Here is a 26,424-nt window from a genome sequence, read left to right as displayed (position 1 = left end):
ACGACGCTTGCTGGATCGTCGAATCGACCTTCTCGCGGGCAGCGAACCTGTCGTTGGCGCCCAAGCGGAATAGAAGTTTGGTGGCGCTCAGAATGCGCAAGTGGGAGTCGTCCGCGAACACGGCAAAAATCGCGGCGGTCGCTGCAATGCTCGAGCTCGCCACGCTCGAAGTGTGTGATTCACCGTCTAGCTCCAAGCCAACGCGCTGGCCCGTCAAGTCCAACGCGAGCCGCAAGGCCGACCGGCTTTATTCCAACGTGCCGGGCCAGCGGGCGATTGCGCGTACGGCTCCTGACGCCTTCGCCTATCGAGACGAACCGTCGCCGCTCAGATCAGCAGTTCCGAAGCAGGCGCCAAGCCGTTCTGCATCGAAACCGCATCCTGTTTCGGCGATGTGCCGAAGTGTCGCGAATAGTCCCTGCTGAATTGGGACGGACTTTCGTACCCCACCGAGAACGCGGCGTCGGCCACCTTGGCCTTCACCGCCAGCAGCCGCCTTGCCGCCTGGAGCCGCAGCATCTTTTGGTATTGCAACGGGCTCGTTGCGGTCGCCTCTCGAAAGTTTCGGTTGAAGGAGGGCAGGCTCATGCCCACCATGTCGGCGAGCCGCTTGATCGGGACGGGCTCGCCGACATGAAGTTGCATCCACTCGATGGCGCGCCGGATGTCAGCGAGCCTGCCCTCGCAACGCGCCAGCTGTCGCAGCAGCGGACCATGTTCGCTTTGCAGCAAGCGATAGAGCAGTTCGCGCTCGCGCGACGGTGCGAGCACCGGAATGTCGTTGGGGTGGTCGAGCAGCGACAGCAGACGGCTCCATGCGTCCAGCACATCCGGTGACGCGGTGGCGACGGCGAAGGCCGGGAGTCGATGAGCCTGTTTCGCCGGACCGAGTTCCGCAAGCAATGTCGAGATTGCGTCGGGGTCGACGATCAGGCTTGTGGCGACGTAGGGCGTGCCGGGATGTGTCTCCACCAGCGATCGGGTAACAGGGTACTCAACCACGGACGTGAAGTAATCGCCCGCCGCGTACCGCAGCCGGCGCGCGCCCACGTTCATCTGCTTCGCACCTTGCAGGACCAGGCAGATCCCGGCGCGGCAAGCCAACGCCACTGGCGTGGTGGCGCTTGCCACCACGCCTATGCCGACACCGCGCAGCGGTGTATCCATGCGTACGCCCGTCGCGTGGCGTAGCACCAGCCGGCACATCTGGTCGAGTCGTTCTTGCATTTTGAGATTGTAGCTTCGGGCCGGTGGATCGCTCGGCCGTGATCGGATCAGGCATGCAATTGCGCGGATCCAGCGCGAAGTGGCGGTGTTGGCTGACTAGACTGGGCAGTCAGGTCGCGACCGGCGACTGCTTCACCATTTGGAGATCACATGACTGACTCGTTCAACCTGATGTCGACGACGGCCGACGTGCTGCGCAATGTCGACCTGCACGGCAAGCGATTCCTGGTAACCGGGGTGTCCTCGGGCATCGGTTGCCAGACTGCCCGTGCACTCGCTGCGCGCGGCGCGGAAGTCATCGGAACGGCGCGTGATCGAGCAAAAGCAAAGGACCTGACCGAAAAACGCGGCGGGAAGATCGACGTTGTCGAACTCGATCTCGCCGACCTCGGAAGTGTTCGGCACTGTGCGGCTGCGCTGGTTGCCGACGGTCGGCGCCTGGACGCGATCATCGCCAACGCGGGCGTCATGGCACTTCCGCTGCAGCGAACCAAGGATGGTTTCGAGGCGCAGTTAGGCATCAACCACCTCGGGCACTTCGTGCTGGTCAACCGTATCGCGTCGTTGCTCAGTGATGGCGGCCGGCTCGTCACGGTGTCGTCCAATGGGCATCGGTGGGCCGATGTGAACATTGACGACCCGAACTTCGAACAACGGCCGTACGATCCCTGGGTCAGCTATGGCGGCTCGAAGACAGCGGTTAGCTTGTTCGCCGTCGAGTTCGATCGCCGTCATCGCGCGCGTGGCGTGCGCGCCTGTTCATTGATGCCGGGCGTCGCCAATACCGGTCTGGCGAAACATCTTTCGCAGGGCGATCTCGCGGCGTTGGGGACGCGCATTGCAGCCGAGCTGGGAACTGCGGGCCAGTCTTTCGCGTTCAAGACGATCCCGCAGGTCGCAGCCACGTCGGTATGGGCGGCCGTCGTGGCCAATGCGGAGGACATCGGCGGCCGCTACTGCCAGGACTGCCAGGTCGCGCCGGTGGACGATGCGCCGGGTATTCGGTTCGGCGTCATGTCGCATGCGCTCGACGCGGACCGGGCGAAGCGGTTGTGGGCGAAGAGCGAAGAACTTGTGCAGGAGCGGTTCGGAGAGACCGTCTAGAGTAAGCGGCGCGCGATACACGCGCCGCCGCGATCGGTGTCGCGCACACGGTATCGATGGTATCGAAATCGTACTTCGACGTCCGGTGTCTGGATGCACCGTCCGAGCCTGCGGCAGTCCACCTCGCGGCCGCTAGGGCAGTCGACGGTCGTCGCGCGCGTCGGGGCGTCGCCCGCTCACCGGGACGGTCGCCGGGCTCATCGCCACGCCCGCGCACAGGCTGATGACCAGTAAGGGTAACGCACGGGCGTCCCCGGCATCCGTCCACGAGAGCCTGCTGTGGTGATGCGAGCGGGCAACGACCGCGGCGGCACCGGTGGGCCGGCTCGTGAAGCGGTTATCGAGGGATGACCTCGGGCGCCGCGCGGGGTGAGACTCGGGGTGAGACTCGGGGTGAGACGCAATACGGGACGCGAGATAGGACGCCATATAGGACGCCATATAGGACGCGACGCGATGCAGGTTCCCTGGCAGGAAACGGGCGGCAGTGCGGAGCAACAGGGTAACCATGGCGGGCGGTCGACGAAGCATTGTCACAATGGTCCCATGCGCCGCCGCGCGCTGTGAACGCATTTATGTCGATAAGCAAAGCATCATGCGGATGCTTTGCGACGGCAAGCGCTGCCGGGGATGTTGTTCATGCGTAGGACGCGCCCACAGGCCGTGCATATGCGCGTTGCGCATTACGTTTTCTGCAAATGTCATTTTGCGTCGTCGTGGCCGACTGCTACCGTGGCGCTTCCGTCGCTGCGGTGCTCACAAGGCAAGGTCTCTCGCGGCGCGGCAGATACCAAGACACGGAACACGATAATGAAAAAGCGCATTTTGGCGACGGCTCTGATCGGGCTGTCGTTGCTATCGGGGTTGGCCCATGCTGACCGGCTCGACGACATCAAGAAGGCCGGCGTGCTGCGGGTCGCCGCGTTCGACAGCAATCCGCCGTTCGGTTTCGTCGACCCGGCCAGCAATCGCATCATCGGTCTCGACGTCGACTATGCAAAGGCACTGGCCGACAAGCTCGGCGTAAAGCTGGAATTGCAGCCGACCAATCCGGCCAATCGCATCGCATTCCTCACGTCACGCAAGGTGGACCTGGTCTTGGCCAACTTCACGATCACGGACGAGCGGAAGAAGGAGATCGACTTCAGCGTTCCCTACTTCGCCTCCGGCACGCAGTTCATCGCGAAAAAGGGCACGCTGAAGGAGCCGTCGCAACTCAACCAGTTCCGCATCGGGGCCGACAAGGGCACCACGAACGAAGCGCAGGTCAAGGCGAAATTCCCGGGCGCCAAGGTGATCGCCTATGACGACACGCCGTTCGCTTTTGCCGCCCTGCGCGTCGGAACGGTGCAGGCGATCACGCAGGACGGCCCGAAACTGGTGGCGCTGCTTGCCAACGTACCCGACAAGGAGAAATACGAGATTCCGCCGTTCACGATCTCGAACGACTACGAAGGGGTCGGCGTGCCCAAGGGCGAGACGCGCCTGCTGGCGTTCGTCAACGACTCGCTGAATCAGTTGGAGAAAGATGGCACCGCGGCCAGGATCTACGATCGCTGGTTCGGCCCACAGAGCAAGGCGCCGCTGCCGCGCCTGTACAAGATCGGCGACGCGCAGAAGCCAGAGTAAGCCGGCTTGCCGACCGGAGGCCCGCGCCGTCAAGCGCGTATGGCCGCTCAGTCCTGCCATGAGGGCAGTCCGGCCGACAGGCCGCGCTGTCCGCCTCTTTTCTCGTCGTCCATACCGGTATGACCGCCTGGCTCGAACCCCGCTACATGCAGCTGCTGTGGCAGGGGCTGTACACGACATTGCTGCTGACGCTGGCGAGCGGTGTCGCCGCGACGCTGCTGGGTGTTGCGCTAGCGCTGCTGCGCTACTTGGGCGCAGCGCCGCTGCGCGGCTTGGCGCAGTCGTACATCCTCGCTTTTCGCAACACGCCGTTGCTGATACAGCTACTTTTCTGGTACTTCGGCGCGGCGTCGCTGTTGCCGCCGACATGGGTCGCGTGGCTGAACGTGCCGCGTACGCTGCACTTCGGCAGCGTCGCGTGGGAAGCGCCGGCATTTGAAGCTGTGGCCGCGTGGGTAGGGCTCAGCCTCTACACCGCTGCCTTTGTCGCGGAAGAGTGCCGTGCCGGTCTGCGCGGCGTGCCGGGCACGCAAGCGCAGGCGGGCGCGGCGCTTGGCCTCACGCGCCTGCAATGTTTCCGCTACATCGTGCTGCCGCAGGCGGTGAAGGTGGCAACGCCCGCCTTGTTCGGGCAGTACATGAATCTGGTGAAGAACTCATCGCTGGCAATGGCGGTGGGTCTGGCCGAGCTGTCATACCAGACGCGCGCAGTGGAGTCGGAGACCTTCCGCACGTTTCAGACCTACGGCGTGGCGACATTGATGTACGTTGGCGTGATCGTGTTGCTTGAGGTCGCCATGCAGTTCGTGCGGCGCGGCCAACGACTTTCACCGGGCGCAGCCCGCGGCAGGCAGGCACGCTGATGCCCGACTATCTTTGGCACGCGTTGCCTTATCTGCTGCTCGGCGCATTTCCGGACGGTCCGCTCGGCGGTGCCGCGTTGACGCTGCTGCTGGCGGTCTGCTCGGCGCTTGGTTCGGCGCTGATTGGCTTTGTCGCGGGGGTGGCCCTGGCCATGAGTCGCGGCCTCGTCCACGTGACGATACTGGCGGTGATCGGCTTCTTCCGTGCCATACCTGTGCTGCTGCTGATCTTCTGGACTTTCTTCGTGCTGCCATTGCTGTTGCACGTCGATCTGCCCAGCCAACCGACGGTCGTCGTTGCCCTGTCGTTCGTCGGCGGCGCCTACCTGGCCCACGCCGTGCACGCGGGCATCGTCGCGGTCAGTGCCGGGCAGTGGCAGGCCGCGTTGTCGCTCGGTCTCACCCGACGTCAGGCGTTGCGCTTCATCATCATGCCGCAGGCGCTGCGCATCATGATCCCGTCGTTCGTCAATCAATGGGTCGCGTTGATAAAGGACACGTCCCTGGCCTACATCGTCGGCGTGCCGGAGCTGTCTTTCCTTGCCAACCAAGTCAACAGCCGCTTGATGGTGCACCCTGTCGAAATATTCCTCTTCGTGGCGCTGCTGTATTTCGCACTGTGCACGGGACTGGGCTGGGGGGCGGCGCGACTGCTGGAGCGCGCAGCGGGGGATGGATCACGCTCAGCCTCGCGCGGCGTGACGGGCAGCTGAATCGGCGCCGCTTCGTCACCGCTCAGTCGCCCGCCGCTCGTCGGTCCGACAGGGCGTGCGTGGCGCGCGTCGCAGATTGCAGATCAAGGTCCGATGGCGGGCGTATCCGGTGACGCGCGCTACGGGTTCGGCGCACTGTCCGACGATGACGCGCCGGTCGCCGCCCCCGGCAGGGACGGCAACGGTGTCTTCATGCCGACGATCAATGCTTCCAGTTCGCGCGCCGCCGGGCTCAGCGCACGGCCCCGTCGTTTGATCAAGCCGACATTGCGCGCGACGGTGGGCTCGACCAGCGGCACGCTGGTCAAGATCGGATGCGTGTTGCCGGGCATCGCCATCGTTGGCACCGCGGCGATGCCGAGCCCCGCTTCGACCATGCCGAGCATGGTGGTGACGTGCCGCGTCTCGCAAAGGCTCGCGCGCGCCGGCTTCAGATGCATCAATGCCTGATCGAGCAGGAAACGATTGCCAGAGGTCTTATCGACCATGATGTAATCGTGCTCGAAGAACTCGCTCCAACTCACCTCTTGGCGGCCGGCCAATGGGTGATCGCGTCGGCAGGCCGCGACGTAGTGTTCATGAACCAGCCACTCGAACTGGACCTGCTCGTCGAGATTGCCGGCGAAACTGAGGCCGAGATCGGCTTCACCGCTGACCACTGCCGCGCACACGCGGTTCGCACCCGTGTCGAGAACCTTGAGCCGCACGTTCGGGTACAGCTGGTGATACTGGGCGATCACGCGCGGCATGAAGTAGTAGGCCGCGGACGGCACGCACGCGACGGTCAACTGGCCCCGCCGGCTGGGCGCGGCGTCGGTGATGCCAATCAGGGCATCGTCCAGATCGTCCAGCAACCGTTCGGCGCGTGGCGCGAACGCGCGCCCGGTCATCGTCAACGTGACGCGCCGGGTCGTGCGGTCGAACAACTTCACGCCAAGCGCCTTTTCGAGCTTGTCGATGCGTCGGCTCAGTGCCGGTTGCGAAATGCAGACGGCATCGGCGGCGTGCCGAAAGCTGCCGTGCTCGGCGAGCGCACGGAAGGCCTGCAGGTCGTTGAGATCGAAGTTGATGGACACGGCAGGGAGCGCGAGCGGCGGAGATGCCCGAATTCTACTTGACGGGCGGTTGCGCGGCCGCTACCGCGCCACGCGCGGCGGATGGCGTGATCGGGTCACGCATCGCTGCACGGAACTGCGCGCGCAGCGGTGGCACGCGTCGCCCCGGTGGCGGACTGGTCACTGCCGGGCATGACGCATTTGCCGCCAACGCGCGCGGGACCGGCAGAGCGACTGCAAAGCGCAGGTCAGACAGCCTGCGGATACTGGGTGAGACATGGCGGCAGACGGCACTGCCGGCAGAGAAGCGCCTGGGCCCGCGCTCAGTCAGGGGCTCGACAGGATGGCGGCATCCAGGGAAAGCGTGCTTTCCTCCAGGGCGCGTAAAGCGCCCGTCAGCCCCTCGTTCTCCGAACACGTACACCTCCTGCCGCAGCCGTTCGCCGTTCGGCTGTCGCAGGTCGATGACGTGGCGCGCTGCGTAGCGAGCGCCGTCGACAAACTCGTCAAGGGCAGTGACGGTCGCGCTTGCAACCGTTACACGAAGCCGCTCGACGGCGACGACGAATGCCGCGCGATCGATCCAAAGTCCGTTGACGCGCTGACGGAAGTCGGCAGCGAAGTGCCGGTCGGTGGCGTCCGCCACGGTCGACTTCGGATCGAACAGGTCGTCGATGGCCGATTTCAAGAGATTCATCAGGATAGGTTCCAATGTCGTGGGCGCCGCAGCGACGACCTGGCAGATGAAGCGGCGCCCACGGTTTTGCAATCACCGCACCGTGAGGACGATCTTGCCGCGGATATGGCCCCGCGCAGCACGTTCGTGGGCTGCCTGCGCGTCGGCCAGCGCAAAGGTGCTGTCGATGGCGACTCGGATCTTGCCGCTATCGAGCAAGTGCGCGAGTTCAGCAAGCTGGGCGCCGCTGGATCTCACCTGGGTTGCGGAGACGGTGACGCCGCGTTGCTTGGCCTCGTCGCCCGCGGCGAACCCGAGCGGGAAGATCGGGAACAGCGCGCCGCCACGCTTGAGTGTTCGCAGGAAACGACCGGCGCCTGCGCCGCCGACCGCATCGACAACAAGATCGATATCGCTGGCCACGGCCTCGGCGGCCTGCGCACCGTAGTCGATGAATTCGTCGGCGCCAAGATCTCTCAGAAATGCCGCGTTCGCGCCCGACGCCACTGCGATGACGCGCGCGCCCTTCAGCTTCGCAACCTGCAAAGCGAGATGGCCGACGCCGCCCGCTGCGCCGTTGACCAGCACGGTCCTGCCACCGAGCGGCACTGGCTCGTGGCGCGTTGCTTGCAGTGGATTCGGTGCGTCGTGCCCAAGTGCGACGAGGAACTGCCACGCAGTGAGGAGCGACATCGGCGCGGCCGCGGCATGCACGTGATCCAGGTTCGCCGGCTTTCGTGCCAACTGCGTCGATGGCACGCTGACGTATTCCGCATAGGCCCGGCTTCCCCCCGCTGCGCCATCGGGAAAACGGACCATCGAATAGACCTCGTCCCCGACTGCAAAGTCGGCGACGTCATCGGCCACAGCGGCAACAATGCCGGAGATGTCGGTGCCGAGAATAAGAGGGAAGGCCAGCTGCGGCCGCCACGCCGGCGGCAGGTCCTTATACCCCTCGCGCAGGTACCAATCCGGCGGATTCAGGCCGACCGCATGCACTCTCACCAACACTTCGCCGCGAGCCGGGCTCGGTATTGGCGCCGCCTCGAGCCGCAGCACTTCCGGACCGCCGAAGCGATGTTGCTGAACCGCCTTCATCTTGGTGGCAGACATGGCTTTCTCCCTCGCGAAAAATACGCTATCTTCAACGGAACACTGCTCCATATAATCGGAGCGCCGTTCCGTTTTGTCAAGTCGCGATCATGAGAGCCGACGCCAAGAGAAATTACGACAGCCTGCTCGCCGTCGCCCGCGAGGTCTTCATCGAACAGGGCGCCGAGGCCTCCCTAAGAGACGTTGCGCGTCGCGCAGAGGTGGGCCTGGGCACGCTCTATCGGCACTTTCCGAGCAGGGAAGCGTTGTTGGAGGCCTTGCTGGGATCGGGTTTCGACGCGCTGACGCGGCGCGCCCGCGAACTCGAACATGCCGATTCACCCGACGAAGCGTTGCTGTCGTGGATGCAGGAAACCACCGAGCTGACGCACAGTCATCGCGGCGTCATCGCCGTGATGATGAGCGCCATCGAAGATCCCGAGTCGGCGTTGCACGTCGCATGCGTCGCATTGCGCGCCGCTGGCGCGGCACTCCTCAGCCGTGCGCAACGCGACGGCACGGCGCGCGCCGATCTGGACGGTGCGGAACTCTTCGACCTGATAGCGGCGCTGGCGTGGCTACGCGAGCAACCCGCCCACGCATCGCGCGCCGCGCATCTGTTCGAGGTTATCGCCGGTGCGGTCCTGTCGAAGCGTCCGCGCGTCAGCGGGCCGAAGCGCAGGGCACCCCAGTGATACGCGTCCGCCGCGCGGACCGGCCTGTCCATCCGCGTGCCTGTCGGTCGCCACATCGGCCGCCGCATCGGTCGCGCGGCGTCGCAGTCCAGCGGTCTGACGCAGCGTCCCGGCTGTCCGAGTCGCCAGGCGGTCCGTGACGCAGGCCCTCGCCGCTCGCGAGACGCACTGATTCGCGCCGACTCCGGGCAGCGCAAGGCACGGTACGGCGCCGCGATGCGCTTACTGGGTTCGACCGACGCTTGCCCTGTCACCGAAGATGCCGTCGCCGGCAGATCGCTGCACGATCTGCCGCCGGTGCTGCGGCACGCGTTTCACCTCGGCGCAGGCCCGCGGAGCGAATCGTCATCGGCGTGTCATCCGTCGTTGGCATATTTTGCATCCGTGCATTTCGTTGCATATGGCTTTGTTTCGCTGGCGCAGTCGCGCGAGCTGATGCACGTGATGCACGACGCAATGACAACACGGGACGCCGCGGCTTGCGTGGCGCGCAACGCTGTACTTCACGGGGGTAGTATGCAAGTCCACTCGCCATTCTTTCGTGCGCGCCGCCTCCGAGCGTCGCTCGCCGCGCTCGGTTCCGGCTTGTCCTTCGCGCTGGGCGCGATGGGCACCGCGCATGCGGGCACCGTCACCGTCTACACGGCGCTCGAGGAGGACGAAATCAAGGATTATCTCGCCGCCGCGAAACAGGATTTGCCCGATATCGATATCAAGGTCCTGCGGCTGTCTACGGGCGACCTGGGTCCGCGTCTGCTGGCCGAAGCCGCGCATCCGCGCAACGACGTGCTGTGGGGCTGGGCTTTGACGAACATGCTCGATCCGCGCGTCGACGCGCTGCTGGAACCCTATGCGGCCAAGGGCAGCGCGGCCTTGCCGGCGCGCTATCGCGCCACCGATGGAAAGTGGTTCGCCGCAACCGGCTACATGGCGGCGTTCTGCGTGAACACAGAGGTGTTGAAGGCGAAGAACCTGCCGGTGCCCACGACGTGGCAGGCGCTCGCCGATCCCCGCTATAAGGGCGAGATCGTGATGCCCAACCCGGTCTCGTCTGGCACGGGTTACCTGCAGATCGCCGCGTTGTTGCAGAAAAACGGTGACGCCGATGGATGGAAACTGCTCAGGGCGATCGATGCCAATGTGGCGCAGTACACCAAATCGGGTTCCGCGCCATGCAAGGCGGCGCGCGCGGGCGAATTCGCGATTGGCACATCCCTCGCGTTCGCCGCGATGCAGTCGGTCAAGGAAGGTTACCCGATCAAGATGATCGTGCCGAGCGATGGCGCGGGATACGAGTTGGAGGCCTCCGGGCTGATGAAAGCCGCGGCGAACAAGGCCGACGCGAAGCGGTTCCTCGACTGGACTCTTTCGCCGCGTGCCGCTGCCGTGTACACGCGCTACAAGGAGATCGTCACCATCAACGGCACGCCCCAGTCGCAGGCCGCGAAGGCGGCTGGCCTGCCGGCCGACTTGTCGAGTGTCCTGTATCCGGTGGACTTCGCCAAGTCCTCGCGCGAACGCGAGAGCATTCTCGCCACCTGGCAGAAGACGCTGGGGCGCTGACTCTCGCTGCGCCACGCAGCCGTCACGCCTCGAATGGTGCCGTCGTCCCGCGAGGCGACGGCCATGTTCCGGCGACCCATCTCGTCCCCCAAAGCACCTGATCGACATGAATAGGACAACTGAATCCATCAACACATGCAAGACGCGCCTAGCCGTCATTCCAATGTTGGCGTTCGCCTGCCTGCTGGCAGCGTGCGGCGGCGGCAGCGACGTGGGCAAGCCGGGCAACGCCCCGGGTACCACGCCTGACAACCCGGCCAGCACGCCCACGCCCGGCAGTGGTGCGAGCGCCCCGCAGATGCGTTGCGCTCCGTAAGCGCCCTCCATCATTCAGACGCGTAACCAGTCATGATCGACCAATCGAAACGTAAATTCCTGCGTGCCGGCGTTGGCACGGCCGCCGCCGCCGGCATGCTCAATATGTTCCCCGCGAGCATCCGTCGTGCGCTCGCCATCCCGGCAAACAACCGCACTGGCACCATCAAGGATGTCGAGCACGTGGTGATTCTCATGCAGGAGAATCGCTCGTTCGACAACTATTTCGGCACGCTCGCCGGCGTGCGCGGCTTCGGGGATCGCTTCACGATACCGGTGCCGAATGGCCTGAACGTGCTGCAGCAGTTGAACGCCGAGGGCAAGGCGGTACTGCCGTATCACCTGGACCAATCGAAGGGCAACGCGCAACGCGTGAGCGGCACGCCGCACAGTTGGACCGATGCGCGCGATGCATGGGACAAGGGTCGCATGTATCAGTGGCCCCGGTACAAGAAGCAGCAATCGATGGGCTATTTCGCGGAAGCGGAAGCGCCGTTCCAGTTCGCGCTGGCCAATGCCTTCACGATCTGCGACGGCTACTTCTCGTCGTTGCACGGCGGCACGAACACGAACCGGATGTTCCACTGGACCGGCACGAACGGCGCCAACGTCGGCGACCGCAGCGTGGTGGTGAACAACGTCTGGGACGAACTGGACCGTACGACCGACATCAGCAAGGGCGGCTTCTCCTGGACCACCTACCCGGAGCGTCTGCAGAGCGCCGGTGTGAGCTGGATGGTGTATCAGTCGATGCCCGACAACTTCACCGACAACCCGTTGTTCGGCTTCAAGCAGTACCGTGCGGCCAACGTCGCGTCCGGCAAGCCGGTGTATCACGACGTCGAGGTCAATCCAGCCTACGACCGCGCCACCGACGACGCGAAGGCACCGCTCTACAAGGGCATTGCCAACACGATGCCGGACGGCGGCTTCCTCGGTACCTTCAAAGCCGACGTGAAGGCGGGCACGCTGCCGCAGGTCTCGTGGATCGTCGCGCCAGCGGCTTACTCCGAGCATCCGGGGCCGTCCAGCCCGGTGCAGGGTGGCTGGTACATCCAGCAGGTGCTCGACGCGCTGACCGCCGTGCCGGACGTGTGGAGCAAGACGGTTTTGCTCATCAACTTCGACGAGAACGACGGCTTCTTCGACCACTATCCGCCGCCGTGCGCGCCGTCGCTCAAGGGAACGACGCCGGGCGACGCGTACGGGAAGTCGACGCTGGCCGCGTCGGACATGGCCCACGAATACTACAATCACGCCGCGGTTTCAGGCACGGAGATGCCGCCAGCGGACGCGGATTGCTATGGTCCAGGACCTCGCGTGCCGATGTACGTGGTGTCGCCGTGGAGCCGGGGCGGTTGGGTGAACTCGCAGCAGTTCGACCATACGTCGGTGCTGCGTTTCCTGGAGGCGCGCTTCGGCATCGCCGAGACCAACATCAGTCCCTATCGGCGCGCCGTCTTCGGCGACCTGACGAGCGCGTTCGATTTCGCCACGCCGAACGACGATGTCCTGCCGGTGCTGGGCGGTCGCAAGACGCGTGAGGCGGCGGATGCGTTGCGCAATGCGCAGGAAGCGCTCGCGCAGATCCAGCCGCCCACCGTGCAGAGCCTGCCGAAACAGCAGACGGGGGCGCGGCCGGCGCGGGCGCTGCCGTATGAACTGCACACCAGCGCCCGCACCGATGCCACCGCGCGCACCGTCAAGTTGCTTTTCTCGAACACGGGTACGCAGGCCGCGGTCTTCCATGTGTACGACCGTCTGCATCTCGACCGGGTGCCGCAGCGATACATGGTCGAGTCTGGCAAGCAGCTCGACGACAGCTGGGACACGCGCGACGACAGCGGTTTGTATGACCTGTGGGTGCTCGGACCGAACGGCTATCACCGCAGCTTCGCTGGCAACCTGGCCGAACAGACCAGTGCCAAGCCGAACCTCGAGGTGCGGGTCTGTTACGACATCACCAACGGCAACGTCTATCTGACGGTCAGCAACAGCGGACAGGCGTCGGCGCAGGTCAGCATTCGCGCGAAGGCATATCGTTCCGACGGTCCGTGGAACCTGGTCGTGGCGGCCGGGGCCAGCACCGATGTGCATTGGGACCTGTCGGGTAGCGCCAGCTGGTACGACTTCGCGGTCTCGTGTACCGAACTGCCTTCCTTCGCGCGGCGCTTCGCTGGCCGTGTCGAGACCGGCAAGCACGGGCTGAGCGACCCCGCGATCGGCTTGGCGGATCTGTGAGCGGAAGCGGGCGCGGTGCACGGTCCGACGGACCGCGCACCGCGCCCGCGAGGCTGCGAGTTTTATGGCACTGACTATTGAGAATCTCGGCAAGCGCTTCGACGGCCGGCCGGTGCTCGACGGCATCGATCTGGAAATCGGTGCCGACGAATTCGTCTGCCTGCTCGGACCGAGCGGCTGCGGCAAGACAACACTCCTGCGCATCGTCGCAGGCCTGCTGCAGGCGGACGAGGGGCGGATATCGCTCGACGGGCGTACGCTTGCCGGGATCAGCGCGCGTGAGCGCAACTTTGGCATGGTGTTCCAGTCCTATTCGCTGTTCGGGCATATGACCGTGGCGGAAAACGTTGCTTATGGCTTGCGCTTGCGGCGCTGGTCCCGCGATGCCATGGCCACGCGCGTGGCAACACTGTTGGACATGGTGCGCCTGCCAGGGATGGCGTCGCGCTATCCCGCGCAACTTTCCGGCGGGCAGCAGCAACGCGTTGCGATCGCCCGCGCGCTGGCGGTCGAGCCTGCGCTGTTATTGCTGGACGAGCCGTTTTCCGCGCTGGACGTACATGTGCGAGGCGCGCTCCGCGACGAGTTGCGCGACATGCAGCGTCGCCTCGGCGTGCCGACCTTGATGGTCACCCATGACCAGGAGGAGGCCATGACGCTGGCCGATCGCATCGTCTGCATGAATGCCGGGCGTATCGAGCAGGCGGGCACGCCCGCGGCGTTGTATCGACACCCGCGCTCGCGCTTCGTTGCGACCTTCATGGGGCAGGGCAACCTGCTGCCGGCCGCCGCCGCATGCGCGTTGCCGGGCGTCGCTGTCCCGGACGCGCTCGATGCGCGAGACCTGGACCTGTACGTGAGGCCGGAGAGTCTGGCGCTGAGTCACGCGCCGGACGGCGAGGGCTGCATCCGTTCGGTCACTTTCCTCGGCGGACTGCAGCGCGTCCATCTTGATTGGCGCGGTTTGCGGCTGACCGCAGACGTCTTCGGCGGGACTGAATTCGCGGCAGGCGAGACGGTGAACGTACGGTTGACCGACTTCGAGCGCTGTACCTGGTTCGGAGGCGAGCCCGTGGCTGACGATGCGGCGGCCGGAGCAACGGCATGAAAGTCTGGATGTCTTCGCGACGCGGTTTCGCCGCGTCGCGCCGGGACGGCAGGGTGGGGACGCGCCCGTCGGTGCCGACGTCGCCGCGCGCAAAGGCGGTCGAGCGCTGGCTGTGGCGGCTGTGCCTGCTCTGGCCGCTGGCCTTGCTGCTGGTCTTCTTCGCATTGCCGATGTTGGCGATCGCGTGGCACAGCCTGATCGACGATGCGACCGGCACGATCGGGGCGAGCAACTATGCTGCCGTCCTACGCGCGCCGCGCGTTTGGCACGCCGCATGGAACAGCGCCGTCCTCGGTGTCACGGCGACCGCTTTTGCGTTGATGCTGGGATTCGTGTTGGCGTATGGCATCGAGCGCACTGCCATGCGTGGCAAGCGTCTGGTGACTGCGGCCATGGCCCTGCCGGTGCTGGCGCCGTCGCTGGTTCTCGGGCTCGGGCTGATTTTCCTGCTGGGGCGCAACGGCATTGTGGGCCGTCTCACCGGTACCCGTCCCGACATCTACGGTTTCTGGGGGCTGGTGCTGGCCGACGTGCTCTACGCGTTGCCCGAGGCAGTGCTGATCTTGCGGGCCGCGTTGCGGCGCGGTGATGCCAGTCAGCACGAAGCCGCGCAGTTGCTCGGCGCCGGTGCCTGGCGCCGCTTCCTCGACGTGACGATGCCGGGCGCGCGGTACGGCCTGGGCCGCGCCGCGTTCGTGGTTTTCACCGTGACGATCACCGACTTTGGCAATGCCGTCGTCATCGGCGGCGACTATCCGTTGCTTGCAACGGAGCTTTACAACCAGGTCAGCGGACAGATGCATCTCGGCATGGGCGCGGTGGTCGGCATGCTGCTGCTGCTGCCGGCCGCGCTGTGTGTGCTGGCGGATCGACGGCTGGAGCGGATACCCGCCGGAAGCCATGCCGATGCCCGACACCACTCGGCGCCGGTGCCTGAGTGCGCCCGCGATCTGTGCTTCTCGGCGGCGACCCTGTCGATTGCGGCCGCCATCGCCGTCGTGATCGGCACGGTCGTGTTGGCAAGCTTTGTCCAGCTGTGGCCGTATCGTTTCGACTGGACGCTGCGCCATTACGCGCTGGTGCTGGCGGACGGGCTCGGCTCGCTCTGGTTTTCCGTGAAGGTCAGCGCAGTGGCCGCCGCCGTCGGCACGGTCGGCATCTTTTCACTGGCGTACGGCATGCGTCGCGCGACCGGCGGCTACGCGACGCTCGCCGGCTTTCTCGTGGCGGCGCCCGTCACGGTGCCGGGTCTGGTGCTGGGGCTCGGCTACCTGTTTGCCTTCAACGCCCCGGTCTTGTCGCTTGGCACACTGTACGGCTCCGCCGCGCTGCTCGTCTGCTGCAACATCGTGCACTACTACACGCAAGGTCACGCGATGGTCGCGACCGGCCTGCGCTTCGTACCGGCGGCACTCGAGGATGCGGTCACCGTCCTCGGCGGCGGCACCGGCGCCGCGCTGCGCGACGTCTATTTGCCGGCGCTGTCCGCGACGCTGGGCGGACTGGCGGCGTTCCTGTTCATGCGTTCGATGGTCACGCTCTCGGCTGTGATCTTCCTCGTCACGCCAGACCTGCCACTGGCCGCCGTCGCCGTGATGCGGCTCGACGAGGCGGGCTTTACCGCGCAGGCCGCCGCGTTCTCGACTTGCATCATGGTCACCGTCGCGGCGAGCCTCATCGTATTCCATGGCTGCAGTGCCCGCGCGATGCGTGCGCGTCGGCCGCGCTGACCTTTTCCCGACGCTAAACTTACCTTCCAATGCTCCAGGAAATCCGTCTGAAGCGAATCACCGCGCTACTCGCCAGCCTGCAGCAGGTCAGCACCGAGCGCGTTGCGCAGGATCTCGGCGTTTCGCGCGAGACGGTGCGGCGCGACGTGTTGCAGCTGGAGGCACAAGGCAGCCTTCGCCGCGTCCACGGCGGCATCGTGGCGCTCACCGAGTCGCACCCTGAACCGCCGCTGGCGGTGCGCAGGACCGCGCGCGCCGCGGAAAAGCGGGCGATCGCGCGTGCGGCGCTGCGTCTCGTCGAGCCCGGACAGACCCTTTTCATCGATGCGGGCAGCACCACCGCGCTGCTCGCCGAAGCGCTGGCGGTCGTGCACGGCTTGCGTGTGTTGACGAACGGTGTCGAGCTGGCGCGCCGTTTGAACGACCAGGCCGCGCGTCGCGTCGGCATCGAGACCATTCTCCTCGGTGGTCGGCTCGACGACGATGGCATTGCCACCTACGGCGATATCACGGTGGCGGAGGTCCATCGATATCGCGCGGACCTGGCCATGCTGTCGCCGGTCGGTATCAGCGCGCAGCATGGCGCGAGCAGCTATGCGCTGCACGAAGCGGTGGTAGCGCGGGCCATGGTGTCATGCGCGGCGCGTTGCGTCATCCTGGCGGACCACAGCAAGCTTGGCCAGACGAGTCGCTCGATCTATGCGATGCCCGAGCAAGTCGGTGCGCTGGTCACCGATGCGCGTGGCGCTCAGGACGCCACTGCTCACTCTTTCCGGCAGGCGGGCTGCGAGGTCGTCGTCGCCTAGTCGCGTCCCCCGCTCTTCCGAACAGCGACACCCTCTCCGAATTCCGTCATGAGCCATCGCACCGTCGCCTTAGTGGCATCCGTTTCCGCGCGCGCGCGGATCACCCGTCCGCGCCTGCCGGCGGATCCTCGCGAGTTGATCCGCTTCGTGCACGCTGCGGCGGATGCGGCGCGGCCGGTTTCCCTGGGTCACTTCCGCCATCCGCTGCAGGTCGACATGAAGCCGGACCGGTCGCCGGTGACTATCGCGGACCGCAGCGTCGAGGCGCTGCTGCGTGCACATATCGCCATGCGTTTCCCGGCGCACGGCATTCTCGGCGAGGAACAGGAAGCGGTCGGCAAGGATGCCGAATATCTCTGGGTGATCGACCCCCTCGATGGGACCAGGAGCTATGTGTCTGGCTGGCCGCTCTGGGGAACGTTGATCGCGCTGCTGCATTGTGGCGAGCCGGTCCTTGGCCTGATCGACATGCCGGTGCTGGGCGAGCGGTGGCTGGGCATCGCCCACGAGTACACGATGTTTCATGGCGCGGGCGAGCCGCGTACGTGTCAAACCAGCGAGCGATGCGCGCTCAGCGATGCGACGCTTTACACGACCTCGCCCGACGCGTTCGATGCACGAGAGCTGCAGGCGTTCGAGGCCGTCTCGGAGCGCGTGCACGCCCGTCGTTTTGGCGGCGACTGCTACAGCTATGGCTTGCTGGCGAGCGGTCATCTCGATATCGTGATCGAGGCCGGGCTGCAACCTTACGACTATCTAGCGCTGGTGCCGATCGTCGAGGCCGCAGGAGGCGTGATCACCGACTGGCTCGGCCGACGTTTGAGCGTGGACAGCGGCGGACGCGTACTCGCGGCCGCTTCGGCCGCGCTGCATGACGCGGCGCTGGCGATTCTGGCGTCGCACGCCTAGCCGCTTGGGTTCGGCGCCGCCGTTGCGCTGCCGTTGCGCTGAAGACTCGCGCGGCGACCGTCTTTCGATGCGGTGAGGGGCGCCATTCGCCAGTCATCGTGCGTCCACGGCGCGGTTTCGCTTGCCGGCTACGGCCTCGTCATCCGAGCGATGCAGTCGGGGTGAGCGCCGTCGTGGCGCCGGCATCCTTCTGGCGCAAAGGTTTCCCGGACGACGAATGACTGCCCCCGGCCCGCGGCTTCGCTTGGACGGTAGCGTTGGCGAAGACGTCAGGCTTCGACAGGCTCCCGCACCTCGTCGGCCTGTTGCCGCAGTGTTTCGAGCAACCGCCGCGCGCGCGCGGGCCCGACATCGATGTTCAGCAGCAGTGGCTCCACGGCGTCGAGCCCACCCGCCCGGATCATCGCGTCCTGCTGCGCCATTACCATCGGTTCGTCCTGGTCCTTGAACGCATGGCGCCGCAGATCGCCGAGCTTCTGCATCACTTCGCTGGCTTCCTCTTCGCTGCGCGTCACCGTGTCGTCATAGCGCACTGCCGCGACGTGGTAGCGGGTTCGGAACTCCGAGACCGGTGTCAGGATGTGCGCGCCCAGGATATGGACGCCGGCACTGCGCTCGCCACCCGGCGGGCACACCCCCGCATAGTTCAGCATCGACGCCGGCGCATTCCATCGCATGTCGGCCCACACGTCGACCGGCTGCCCGTCCCGGCGGAACATCAGGTCGAACATCCCGGGCGGCGCCACGTTCGGCGTCGCACGTCGCACGTAGAGCGTGTTGTCTTCCTGCTGCACCTCGATATTGCCCCGCACCATGTCGGCATGACCCAGGATGCCATCATGCAGAAACGAAACATGGCTGAGATCGAGCAAATTGTCGGTCATCAGCTGGTAGTTGACGTCCAGTTCGATCGTCTCGCGTCGTCCGACGCGAGCGTTGTTGCACTCGTCGAATGCGCTGTAGTCGGGAATTTGCGCTTCGCACGGCGCTGCGTCGCCCATCCAGACCCAGATCAGGGAGTGGCGCTCGACGACGGGGAAGGCGCGCACCTTTGCCGCGGTCGGCACGCGGTCGCTATGTGGATTGCGTACGCAGCGGCCGGCGCCGTCGAACTCCAGGCCGTGATAGCCGCACTGCAGGCGCGCGCCGCCATCGCACAGCCGACCGAGGTGAAGCGGAACCAGACGATGCGGACATCGGTCGAGCAGGGCGGTCGCCTTCCCTGCTGCATCTCGAAACAGCACGACGGCCTCACCGATGATGGTCACGGGAACCAGTCGATCGGCCGGCAGATCCTGTGCCCACACCGCCGCGTACCAAGTATTGCGCATGAAGTTCATGGTCTGCCTCCGTATCCGGTTATTTCAACTATCTTGAAATGACTCATGAATGCTGCAATCGTGCCTTGGATCGTTTTTCGTCATAATCGGTATTTTCCCGGGCAAACTCTCGATGAGCTCAGCACAGCAGCCGGACGACGATGCCGACGTTCCGAAGCAGAGCGGCATTCAATCGGTCGAACTCGGCTTTCGGCTCATCACGGAACTGATGGGGGCGCGCGAAGCGCTCTCTCTGACGGAGCTGGCGCGCCGCATCGGTATGTCCCCCAGCAAGGCACGCGGTTACCTGATCAGCTTCGTCAGGCTCGGTATCGCGCAGCAACAACAAGGCGGTGGTCTTTATGACCTCGGGCCGACCGCGATACGTCTCGGCCTCGCGGCCATGAACCGGATCGACGCGCTGGCGTGCGCGCGTGCGCAGTTGCCGGCGTTGCGCGCGGCGCTTCGTGAAACGGTCTGCCTTTGCGTGTGGGGCGACCATGGGCCGGTGGTGATCGACAAGTTGGAAGGTGCGGGCCATGCACCATTTGAATTGCGCCTGGGCACGTCCGTGCCGCTGTTGTCGACCGCAACCGGTCGAACCTTTCTGGCCTGGTTGCCGGAGGAACGCTACGCGCCGCTGCTGCGGCTGACGTCCGAGGCGTCCCTGCGACAGGCGACGCCGGAGCACGTCGCGCTCGAGCGGATGATCGAAACGGTTCGTCGGGACGGCTGTGCGGTGGTCGGCGATGTCGAACTGCCAGGCTTCGCGTCGGTTGCCGTGCCATTGCTTGACCATCGCGGTGCGTTGATCGCGACGGTAAATGCCATCGGGCCCAGCAATGCATTCGACGTGTCGGTCGACGGTTCCCCGGCGCGCGCGCTGCGGGCGTTCGCGCGCGATGTCGCCGAGCGGGCAGGCGCGCCCCTCCATCGGAGCGACACCAGCCGTCCCGGCCGCTGAGCCGGGAGCCCGTCAACAGCGGGGATGGGCACAGCTGGCCGCGGCGCACCTGGCGCCGCACCCGCACCCGCCCCCGCGGCGGCGATTGCGGCCGTCATCGCGCATCGAGCGTCTGTGCTGCCGACTGCGGACGTGTACTTGTCCGTCGGTGACCTGCAATCGCATTATGGCAATCGAGTTCATTGGGGCCGGCGACATGCGGCGGGTCGCGGTGCTGTATCAGCAAACCGCGCCGCCGGTGTTCGATGGCGCGCGCAAGGCGCCGAAGCCAGGCGGCTATGCCGACAGCGGCGCTGACATCGCGTATTGCCTGCGGCGGCGCGGCGTGCAGCTAGTCACGCCCGTGGCGACCCCGGCACCGGGGAGCGATCGGGATTGGGTCTTTCCGGATACGGACGCCGGCATCGCTCATGCCGCGCGTCTGGGCGCGACAGTGCTGTGGGCGAACACGGTGCTGTTCGCCGGTCATCCGCTCGATTCGCGCTTGGGCGACTTCTGGCTCGTCGGTCAATTGCCCGAGCGCCAACAATGCGCCGACGACAAATACGCGACCAATGCCGCGTTGCGCGCCGCCGGCCTTCCGGTCGCGGCGTCGATCATCGTGGCGGACGCTGCCGGGGGAGAGCTACCAGCGATCGAGGCGCTCGACGACGCCTATCTCCGCGAGCATGGCCTGAGCTTCCCTCTGGTCGTCAAACCCGTGCGTGGGCGCGGCAGTCAAGGCGTCAGCCTCGTCGCCGATCACGCAGCTTTGCTCGTGGCGTTGCGCGAACTGTTCGACAGCGCCGCCTTCGGCAAGCGGGCGATCGTCGAGGCATACTTGCCCGGCGAGGAACTGACGCTTACGGTGATGGCGTGTCCGCGGACCGATCGATCCGAGGCAGCGCGCGCGTTCGTGCTGCCGCCGGTGCGCCGCTTCAATCACGTCGCTGGCATCGCGCCGTACAACGGAACCGTCGCGGTGACGCGCAATAGTGCCGTCCTGTCAGCCGACGCGGCCAAAGCACCGGCCATTGCGGCACTCGTCGAAGCATGCGCCGCAGCCTTCGAGCGCGTCGGCGCGCTGGCACCGATACGGGTCGACTGTCGTGCGGACGCCGACGGCGCTTTCCGTCTTTTCGATCTCAATATGAAGCCGAACATGACCGGCGCTGGCAGGCCGGGCCGTGACGACCAGGACAGTCTGTCCGCCATCGCCGCGGCGGCCATCGGCTGGCACTACGCCGACCTGCTCGAGGCGATGCTGGCCGCCGCCTGGCGACGCGCGCGCGTCTGACGTTTTGCGCCGCCTCGGGCGGGGCGGTCGGTCAACGCCGGGAGCCGGCGCAGGGTGGGAACGGATGAGCGGAACGAGCGGGCATTTCGCTGGTTCTGTCTACCAGCGGTAGTCGACGCCCGTGAAGACCTGCCGACCGTAGCCGTACGCGCACCAGCTGGCCAGATAGCACGATGCGACATAGCGCCGATTCAAGAGATTCTGTGCGTTGATGTACACCGCAGCCCCCTTGAGCGAAGCCGCCGCGCGGCCAAGATCGTATCGGAGCGATGCGTCGAACAGCACGAAGCTGCGTACCTGGAAGTTGTTGTCGGCGTTGAACGTAGCACCTGTGTAGCGCGCGCCCGCGCCGACGGACAGTCCGGCTAATGCATCGCGCTGAAATGCGTAGCTTGCCCACAGCGACGCTTGACGCTGCGGCACGGCGGCGAGGTATTTCCCTTCGAGACCGCCATTGTCCGTGAGGTACTTCGTCTGGAGATAGGTGAAGCTTGCCAGCAGGTTCAGCGAATCGCTGACGCTGAGGCGCGCTTCGAACTCGATGCCACGCGAACGCGCGATGCCGGCGTCGACCTGATAAGCAGGGTTGAGCGCGTCCAGCGTCAGAAGGTTCTCGCGTCTCAAATCGAAGGCGGCCACTGTAAACAGCGCGTCGGTGTTCGGAGGTTGGAACTTCAGGCCCGCCTCGAATTGCCGCGCACGCTCGGGTTTGAAAGGCGTGCCGCTGACGTCGCTGCCCGCTTGCGGCTTGAACGATTGCGAGAAGCTCGCATAAGGTGCGAGTCCAGTTGCGAACACGTAAGTGAGCCCGGCACGTCCGCTCCACGCGCCGTTGTGCTGATGCACCGCGGTTCCGGTTCGCGCGCTGCGCGACAGTGTGTCCGCCCAATCGTGACGCGCGCCAAGCGTCAGCACGAAACGTTCGAAGCGCACCTGGTCCTGCGCGTAGATACCGTATTGATTCATGACGGTCTGCGTTTCGTATTGCGTCGGGGTTGGAATATCCTGGTAGTAGATGGGCGCGAAGACATCGATCGGTGGCGCGCCGCCGGTGCCGGCCCGCGCGGAACTGTCGAGGCGCTGGTAGTCGACTCCCACCGACAGCGTGTGCGCCAAAGCTCCGGTGGCAAAACGGCCCACCAATTGATTGTCGAGCGCCGCTGTGTCGACTCGATCTGACGATGCGACGGTGCCGCGTTCGAGTGTTCTGGCATCGGCGCGCAACTGCGTGCCATACACGCTGGCGTAGTCCTGATCGACATGCAGCCAGCGGCCACGGCTCTGCAGGCGCCAGACCGCATTCAGTTCGCGGTCGAACCGGTAGCCGAGCGCGGTCTGCGTTCGGTCGAATCGTTCGAAAGCGGGATCGCCGTCGTAGAATGTGCTGCTGATCTGTCCCACTGGGTTGAACAGTGCGGTGCCGAGCGGTGGCACGCTGCCATACGAAGCGCTGCGCGGGTCTCGCTGGACCAGGCCCAGCACGGTGAACGTGGTGCGTGCGTCGGGACGCCAGCTGACGGAGGGCGCGACCAGCAGACGTTCGTTCCGAGTGTGATCGATCTGACCGTTTTCCGTGCGACCCAGGCCTGTCACGCGATAGGTCAGGCGTTCGTCGTCGCCGACCGGCCCGGTAAGGTCGAAGTTGACCAGGCGGTGGCCGAAGTTGCCCAACTCGACGCCCACTTCGTGGAACGGGTTGGCGCTTGGCAGCTTGCTGCGCTGATCGAGCATGCCGCCGGCGGACGCCTGGCCGTACAACACCGATGCGGGACCGCGGACGACGTCGATATGGTCCAGCACGTATGGATCGAGCTGCGGCACCGCGTAGCCGTTGTTGCCGATCATGCGCAAGCCATCCCAGTAATTGTCCGCGGCAAAGCCGCGGACCTTGAGAAGATCGTAGCGGGTGGCCACGCTGCCGCGCGTTTCCGGCGTGACGCCGGCGGTGTAACGCAGCGCCGCGTTCAGCGTCTGCGTGTTCTGCTCGTCCATCTGCGCGCGGGTGACGACGGAAACGGATTGCGGCGTTTCGAGCAGCGGCGTTGACACCTTGTTCGCAGCATCGCTGGCGCTGGCGACGAATGGCGAAACCGCGTCATCGTCCGACGTGCTGCGGCGGGACAGGACGTGCACGGGCGGCAACACGCGCTCGCTGCGCACGGCTTGCGGGGCGCCGACGACAACCGCGCCGCTGGCCTCCGCGCGCAATACAAATACGTGCCTGCGCCGTTCGTCGGCCACCAGACCGCTGCCGCGCAGCAGCGTGGCGAATCCTTCGTGTACCGTGAAGTCGCCGCGCAGGCCGTCGTTCAGTCTGCCCTCGACCAGCGCGGGATCGAGCAGGACCGTCACGCCCGCCTGTGTCGCATAATCCGTCAACACGGCAGCGAGCGGACCGGGCGCGACGTCGAACGCGGCCGCGCGAACCGCGGCAGCCGCGTCGGAGACAAGAGCGGCACTGGCAACAAGCGCAGGCAGCGCCGCAGCGCGCATCGGTATCGCCAATCCGCGGCGCGCTGGCGCAGCCTGCCACGCAGAGATGGCCGATGAGATGGCGCCGAAGCGGCGTGGCGCGCGATGCGCTGGACTGCTCACGCGCGCTGCCCTGGGCGCACCGCGCGAGACACGCACAACGCGCGGACGCGTGCCGGTATACTGCGCCCCGGAAAGGAGACGCATGTCCGCGCCGGCTGCACGTTCGTGGCCGGGCGGCGCGGCGGCGACGCGGGCAGGTCAACACAGGCACGCGTTATCGGGCCGGCTGGGCTCGCAACTGACTGAAGCATTACGCGGCGGCGATCTCCACCCAAAAGCGGGTGCGATAGGTTATCCGTACAGGCAGGGTCTGCGGCAGCGCGGTGAGGATGTTGTCGGTGTTATCGAGCTGGAATACACCGCTGATTCGTAGATCCGCAACGTCTCGGGCGCAGCGCAGCACACCGGGGCGGTACCTGCCCAGCTCCGTGGCGAAGTCTTCCAAACGCATGTGGTCGGCGAACAGTGAGCCACGCGACCAGTCGGCAACGTGGGTGTCGAGCGGGGAGACCGGCCCCACGGTGCCAGCGAAGTGCGCCTGTTCACCGGCGCGGAGCAGGGTGAGCGCCTGCGGCGCCGTGTGGGTTGCGACTTCGACGGCATGCTCGAAGACGGCTACCTGGGTGGCTGCCTGGCCCCCAAGTTCCCTGACGACAAAACGGGTACCGAGGGCAGTGATGCGGCCTTGCTCTGTCTGTACCACGAACGGGCGATGCACGGTCACGCTCGAATCGGTCCCGGTCTGTACCAGAATCTCGCCCTCATAGAGCATCAGGCGCCGCTCCGTTGCGCTGAAGGCGACGTCGAGCGAGGTCGAGGTGTTCAACTCGATGCGCGTTCCATCCGCGAGGTTTATGGAGCGTCGTTCGCCAATGCCTGTGCGATGTGCGGCAGTCCACTGCTGCCACGGCGCGGCGCGATAGGCGAAATGGGCGAGATAGGCGGCAGGACCGGCCACCAGCAGTGCGCCGAAGAGCTTGATCGCGTTGCGGCGCTCGCGTCGCGCGGCCGCGTCGAGGGTGTGCATGCCGACGCCGGCGGGAAGCATGCCGAACATCTCGTTGATGCGCTGCGCGCGCTGCCACGCACGTTCATGTTCCGGATGCGCCGCACGCCATTGCTCGCATGCCGCACGGTCTTCGGCGCTCGCGTTTTCCTGCAACCGCACCATCCAGGTTGCAGCGGCGCGCGCCACCGCGCGATCGACAGGCGTGTCGTCGTCGCTGCTGGATCGGCTCGTCGAAGGTTTTTCAGCTTGCATGCGGCGGTCAGTGCGGCGCACCAGTCGCCGAGTCGGAGTCGACGGAACGTGAGCACCGAAGTCTATCGGGTGAGGTCGCCGGCAAGGTGGCTATTGCCTTGTCGACGCGCCGTTGCTGTGCGACTGAGGCACCTTAGGCAACCAAGGCACCGCCAACGCGGCGCGGGCGCGGCAGCGGTGCGGGCGGTGCGAAGCCGCTGCTACCGCCGCCGGTCCCCGCGCCTTCCCAGCGCGGCACGGCGGCATCCCCGCGCCCAGGTTGGACGCGTCGGCTCAACCCAGGGGCCAGGCGCCCAGCGGTTATACGCTGCTGGCGGCCGGCTCGCAACTGTCGCGAAAAGCATCCACAAGGCAGTCGTGGGCGCTGTCGAAGACGTTCAGCGCAGTATTCGCGCCTACTGGCTGGCGACCCGGACGCGGCGAGCGCGCTCGCAGGGCGGGTGATGGAGCCGCAAGAAACAAATGGCGGGTAGCGCCCCGACGCTTTGGCGGACGGCACTCCGCGGCATTCGTCTGCCGCTTGCTCGACAAGGATCGTCGCGCGGCGGGTGAACGCTACCGCATGTTGCGGTCGTACAACTCGGCTCCACGATCCCAGCCCGGGTTGAACGGCTATCGGCGAATCGCTGCGCTGCTTGTTGACAATGACACGCATTACGAGATATTAATAATGTTTCTCATTTGTATTTGGACTCCACGACCGTACTCGCCGCGCTATCGCGCGACCGGGCACGCCGGTGTGGCCAATCGAGTGCTCCGGATGTTCGTTCCGTCCACCGTCGAATCACTGTATGTCGACCACCATTCCTGGCTACAGGGCTGGCTGTATCGACGTCTTGGTAATCTCGAGCAGGCCGCGGACATTGCGCAGGATACGTTCGTGCGGCTGCTGACGACCGACAGTGCGCCTGCGACGCTCGAACAGCCCCGTGCCTTTCTCACCACGGTCGCGCGCAACCTGGTTTCGAACCTGTGGCGCCGCGAGAAGCTTGAGCGGGCCTACCTCGATGCGCTGGCGCAACTGCCTGAACAAACGGTGCTCTCCGAGGAGCAGCGCGCCCTTCTGTTCGAAACGCTGTGTCAGATCGATCGACTGCTCGATGGGCTGCCGGCCATCGTCAAGCGGGCTTTTCTCCTGTCCCAATTGGAGGGCAGGACGCATGCCGAGGTGGCCGATGCGCTCGGCGTCTCGGTGCCGACAGTCAAGCGTTATCTGATCAAGGCGCTGGAACAGTGCTATCTCGCGGAGATCTGAACCGCGGGCTTCACGCGCATGGCGCGCACCTGGAAGGGACCGTTGGACGGGCTTAGCGCATTCAGCAGCCTGGGGCGCGCATCGGACG

21 protein-coding genes are annotated in these 26,424 nt (G+C 65.8%); 15 read left to right on the top strand and 6 right to left on the bottom strand.

Annotation, left to right across the window (positions count from 1 at the left end):
- Nucleotides 1-327: 327 nt before the first annotated feature.
- Entirely contained in the window at nucleotides 328-1,227 is a 900-nt protein-coding gene (locus tag BLU54_RS05775; RefSeq protein WP_091905895.1) for an AraC family transcriptional regulator, read from the bottom strand.
- A 189-nt stretch (nucleotides 1,228-1,416) separates the two neighbouring features.
- On the opposite strand from BLU54_RS05775, the gene BLU54_RS05770 reads away from it, so the two are divergent.
- The 4 genes from BLU54_RS05770 (at nucleotide 1,417) to BLU54_RS05750 (ending at nucleotide 5,536) form a co-directional block, all read left to right on the top strand.
- Nucleotides 1,417-2,331 (top strand): SDR family NAD(P)-dependent oxidoreductase, encoded by a 915-nt coding sequence (locus tag BLU54_RS05770; RefSeq protein WP_328586098.1) that lies wholly within the window; start codon nucleotides 1,417-1,419, stop codon nucleotides 2,329-2,331.
- A gap of 810 nt (nucleotides 2,332-3,141) precedes the next feature.
- Entirely contained in the window at nucleotides 3,142-3,960 is an 819-nt protein-coding gene (locus BLU54_RS05760; RefSeq protein WP_091905889.1) for an ABC transporter substrate-binding protein, read from the top strand.
- Nucleotides 3,961-4,079: 119 nt separating this feature from the next.
- A complete protein-coding gene (locus BLU54_RS05755; protein ID WP_091905887.1) occupies nucleotides 4,080-4,823 on the top strand; it encodes an amino acid ABC transporter permease in 744 nt (247 codons plus the stop codon).
- On the top strand, nucleotides 4,823-5,536 hold the full coding sequence (locus BLU54_RS05750) for an amino acid ABC transporter permease (RefSeq protein WP_091905885.1): 714 nt from the start codon (nucleotides 4,823-4,825) through the stop codon (nucleotides 5,534-5,536). Before BLU54_RS05755 ends, BLU54_RS05750 begins: the two co-directional genes overlap by 1 nt.
- Nucleotides 5,537-5,655: 119 nt before the next feature.
- On the opposite strand, the gene BLU54_RS05745 is transcribed toward BLU54_RS05750, so the two are convergent.
- Complete coding sequence (locus BLU54_RS05745; protein ID WP_091905883.1) at nucleotides 5,656-6,612, bottom strand: LysR family transcriptional regulator; 957 nt, start codon at nucleotides 6,610-6,612, stop codon at nucleotides 5,656-5,658.
- A gap of 748 nt (nucleotides 6,613-7,360) precedes the next feature.
- Entirely contained in the window at nucleotides 7,361-8,380 is a 1,020-nt protein-coding gene (locus tag BLU54_RS05735; protein ID WP_091905881.1) for an NADP-dependent oxidoreductase, read from the bottom strand.
- Between the two features lie 89 nt (nucleotides 8,381-8,469).
- On the opposite strand from BLU54_RS05735, the gene BLU54_RS05730 reads away from it, so the two are divergent.
- From BLU54_RS05730 to hisN, 8 genes are all read left to right on the top strand, one after another.
- Nucleotides 8,470-9,054 (top strand): TetR/AcrR family transcriptional regulator, encoded by a 585-nt coding sequence (locus BLU54_RS05730; protein ID WP_091905879.1) that lies wholly within the window; start codon nucleotides 8,470-8,472, stop codon nucleotides 9,052-9,054.
- A gap of 516 nt (nucleotides 9,055-9,570) precedes the next feature.
- Nucleotides 9,571-10,617: an ABC transporter substrate-binding protein gene (locus BLU54_RS05725; protein ID WP_091906039.1), complete on the top strand. Its 1,047-nt coding sequence runs from the start codon at nucleotides 9,571-9,573 to the stop codon at nucleotides 10,615-10,617.
- 106 nt (nucleotides 10,618-10,723) lie between these two features.
- Nucleotides 10,724-10,933 carry a hypothetical protein gene (locus tag BLU54_RS05720; protein WP_091905877.1) on the top strand — a complete coding sequence of 70 codons (210 nt, stop codon included), beginning with the start codon at nucleotides 10,724-10,726 and terminating at the stop codon, nucleotides 10,931-10,933.
- 32 nt (nucleotides 10,934-10,965) lie between these two features.
- Nucleotides 10,966-13,173, top strand: a complete 2,208-nt coding sequence (locus tag BLU54_RS05715; protein WP_091905875.1) for a phosphocholine-specific phospholipase C — start codon at nucleotides 10,966-10,968, stop codon at nucleotides 13,171-13,173.
- A 64-nt stretch (nucleotides 13,174-13,237) separates the two neighbouring features.
- Nucleotides 13,238-14,281 (top strand): ABC transporter ATP-binding protein, encoded by a 1,044-nt coding sequence (locus tag BLU54_RS05710; protein WP_091905873.1) that lies wholly within the window; start codon nucleotides 13,238-13,240, stop codon nucleotides 14,279-14,281.
- Nucleotides 14,278-16,011 carry an ABC transporter permease subunit gene (locus BLU54_RS05705; RefSeq protein WP_211435305.1) on the top strand — a complete coding sequence of 578 codons (1,734 nt, stop codon included), beginning with the start codon at nucleotides 14,278-14,280 and terminating at the stop codon, nucleotides 16,009-16,011. The genes BLU54_RS05710 and BLU54_RS05705 overlap by 4 nt, the downstream gene beginning before the upstream one ends.
- A gap of 29 nt (nucleotides 16,012-16,040) precedes the next feature.
- Complete coding sequence (locus BLU54_RS05700) at nucleotides 16,041-16,817, top strand: DeoR/GlpR family DNA-binding transcription regulator (RefSeq protein WP_091905871.1); 777 nt, start codon at nucleotides 16,041-16,043, stop codon at nucleotides 16,815-16,817.
- 48 nt (nucleotides 16,818-16,865) lie between these two features.
- Nucleotides 16,866-17,726, top strand: a complete 861-nt coding sequence (gene hisN, locus BLU54_RS05695; RefSeq protein ID WP_091905870.1) for a histidinol-phosphatase — start codon at nucleotides 16,866-16,868, stop codon at nucleotides 17,724-17,726.
- A gap of 269 nt (nucleotides 17,727-17,995) precedes the next feature.
- Here the strand turns inward: hisN and BLU54_RS05690 are convergent, their stop codons facing one another.
- Nucleotides 17,996-19,066 (bottom strand): aromatic ring-hydroxylating dioxygenase subunit alpha, encoded by a 1,071-nt coding sequence (locus BLU54_RS05690; protein ID WP_091905868.1) that lies wholly within the window; start codon nucleotides 19,064-19,066, stop codon nucleotides 17,996-17,998.
- 112 nt (nucleotides 19,067-19,178) lie between these two features.
- On the opposite strand from BLU54_RS05690, the gene BLU54_RS05685 reads away from it, so the two are divergent.
- Complete coding sequence (locus BLU54_RS05685; protein WP_170845037.1) at nucleotides 19,179-20,009, top strand: IclR family transcriptional regulator; 831 nt, start codon at nucleotides 19,179-19,181, stop codon at nucleotides 20,007-20,009.
- Nucleotides 20,010-20,175: 166 nt separating this feature from the next.
- Entirely contained in the window at nucleotides 20,176-21,285 is a 1,110-nt protein-coding gene (locus BLU54_RS05680) for a D-alanine--D-alanine ligase family protein (RefSeq protein WP_211435304.1), read from the top strand.
- A gap of 99 nt (nucleotides 21,286-21,384) precedes the next feature.
- On the opposite strand, the gene BLU54_RS05675 is transcribed toward BLU54_RS05680, so the two are convergent.
- Both BLU54_RS05675 and BLU54_RS05670 read right to left on the bottom strand, forming a co-directional pair.
- Nucleotides 21,385-23,778 carry a TonB-dependent siderophore receptor gene (locus tag BLU54_RS05675; RefSeq protein ID WP_170845036.1) on the bottom strand — a complete coding sequence of 798 codons (2,394 nt, stop codon included), beginning with the start codon at nucleotides 23,776-23,778 and terminating at the stop codon, nucleotides 21,385-21,387.
- A 292-nt stretch (nucleotides 23,779-24,070) separates the two neighbouring features.
- Nucleotides 24,071-25,081 carry a FecR domain-containing protein gene (locus BLU54_RS05670; RefSeq protein WP_091905862.1) on the bottom strand — a complete coding sequence of 337 codons (1,011 nt, stop codon included), beginning with the start codon at nucleotides 25,079-25,081 and terminating at the stop codon, nucleotides 24,071-24,073.
- A gap of 760 nt (nucleotides 25,082-25,841) precedes the next feature.
- Here BLU54_RS05670 and BLU54_RS05665 point away from each other — a divergent pair.
- Nucleotides 25,842-26,336 (top strand): sigma-70 family RNA polymerase sigma factor, encoded by a 495-nt coding sequence (locus tag BLU54_RS05665; protein WP_091905860.1) that lies wholly within the window; start codon nucleotides 25,842-25,844, stop codon nucleotides 26,334-26,336.
- Nucleotides 26,337-26,424: the final 88 nt, after the last annotated feature.

Source organism: Chitinasiproducens palmae (genome assembly GCF_900095735.1).
Classification (GTDB): domain Bacteria; phylum Pseudomonadota; class Gammaproteobacteria; order Burkholderiales; family Burkholderiaceae; genus Chitinasiproducens; species Chitinasiproducens palmae.
Note: the sequence above shows the minus strand (reverse complement) of the source record. Positions and strands in the feature narration are given on the sequence as shown.

Coding starts and splice junctions, on each gene's coding strand:
- BLU54_RS05730 (WP_091905879.1), top strand. CDS start 8,470: ATGAGAGCCGACGCCAAGAGAAATTACGACAGCCTGCTCGCCGTCGCC.
- BLU54_RS05680 (WP_211435304.1), top strand. CDS start 20,176: ATGGCAATCGAGTTCATTGGGGCCGGCGACATGCGGCGGGTCGCGGTG.
- BLU54_RS05690 (WP_091905868.1), bottom strand. CDS start 19,066: ATGAACTTCATGCGCAATACTTGGTACGCGGCGGTGTGGGCACAGGAT.
- BLU54_RS05685 (WP_170845037.1), top strand. CDS start 19,179: ATGAGCTCAGCACAGCAGCCGGACGACGATGCCGACGTTCCGAAGCAG.
- BLU54_RS05735 (WP_091905881.1), bottom strand. CDS start 8,380: ATGTCTGCCACCAAGATGAAGGCGGTTCAGCAACATCGCTTCGGCGGT.
- BLU54_RS05750 (WP_091905885.1), top strand. CDS start 4,823: ATGCCCGACTATCTTTGGCACGCGTTGCCTTATCTGCTGCTCGGCGCA.
- BLU54_RS05760 (WP_091905889.1), top strand. CDS start 3,142: ATGAAAAAGCGCATTTTGGCGACGGCTCTGATCGGGCTGTCGTTGCTA.
- BLU54_RS05710 (WP_091905873.1), top strand. CDS start 13,238: ATGGCACTGACTATTGAGAATCTCGGCAAGCGCTTCGACGGCCGGCCG.
- BLU54_RS05705 (WP_211435305.1), top strand. CDS start 14,278: ATGAAAGTCTGGATGTCTTCGCGACGCGGTTTCGCCGCGTCGCGCCGG.
- BLU54_RS05700 (WP_091905871.1), top strand. CDS start 16,041: ATGCTCCAGGAAATCCGTCTGAAGCGAATCACCGCGCTACTCGCCAGC.
- hisN (WP_091905870.1), top strand. CDS start 16,866: ATGAGCCATCGCACCGTCGCCTTAGTGGCATCCGTTTCCGCGCGCGCG.
- BLU54_RS05715 (WP_091905875.1), top strand. CDS start 10,966: ATGATCGACCAATCGAAACGTAAATTCCTGCGTGCCGGCGTTGGCACG.
- BLU54_RS05720 (WP_091905877.1), top strand. CDS start 10,724: ATGAATAGGACAACTGAATCCATCAACACATGCAAGACGCGCCTAGCC.
- BLU54_RS05775 (WP_091905895.1), bottom strand. CDS start 1,227: ATGCAAGAACGACTCGACCAGATGTGCCGGCTGGTGCTACGCCACGCG.
- BLU54_RS05725 (WP_091906039.1), top strand. CDS start 9,571: ATGCAAGTCCACTCGCCATTCTTTCGTGCGCGCCGCCTCCGAGCGTCG.
- BLU54_RS05665 (WP_091905860.1), top strand. CDS start 25,842: ATGTTCGTTCCGTCCACCGTCGAATCACTGTATGTCGACCACCATTCC.
- BLU54_RS05675 (WP_170845036.1), bottom strand. CDS start 23,778: ATGCGCGCTGCGGCGCTGCCTGCGCTTGTTGCCAGTGCCGCTCTTGTC.
- BLU54_RS05670 (WP_091905862.1), bottom strand. CDS start 25,081: ATGCAAGCTGAAAAACCTTCGACGAGCCGATCCAGCAGCGACGACGAC.
- BLU54_RS05755 (WP_091905887.1), top strand. CDS start 4,080: ATGACCGCCTGGCTCGAACCCCGCTACATGCAGCTGCTGTGGCAGGGG.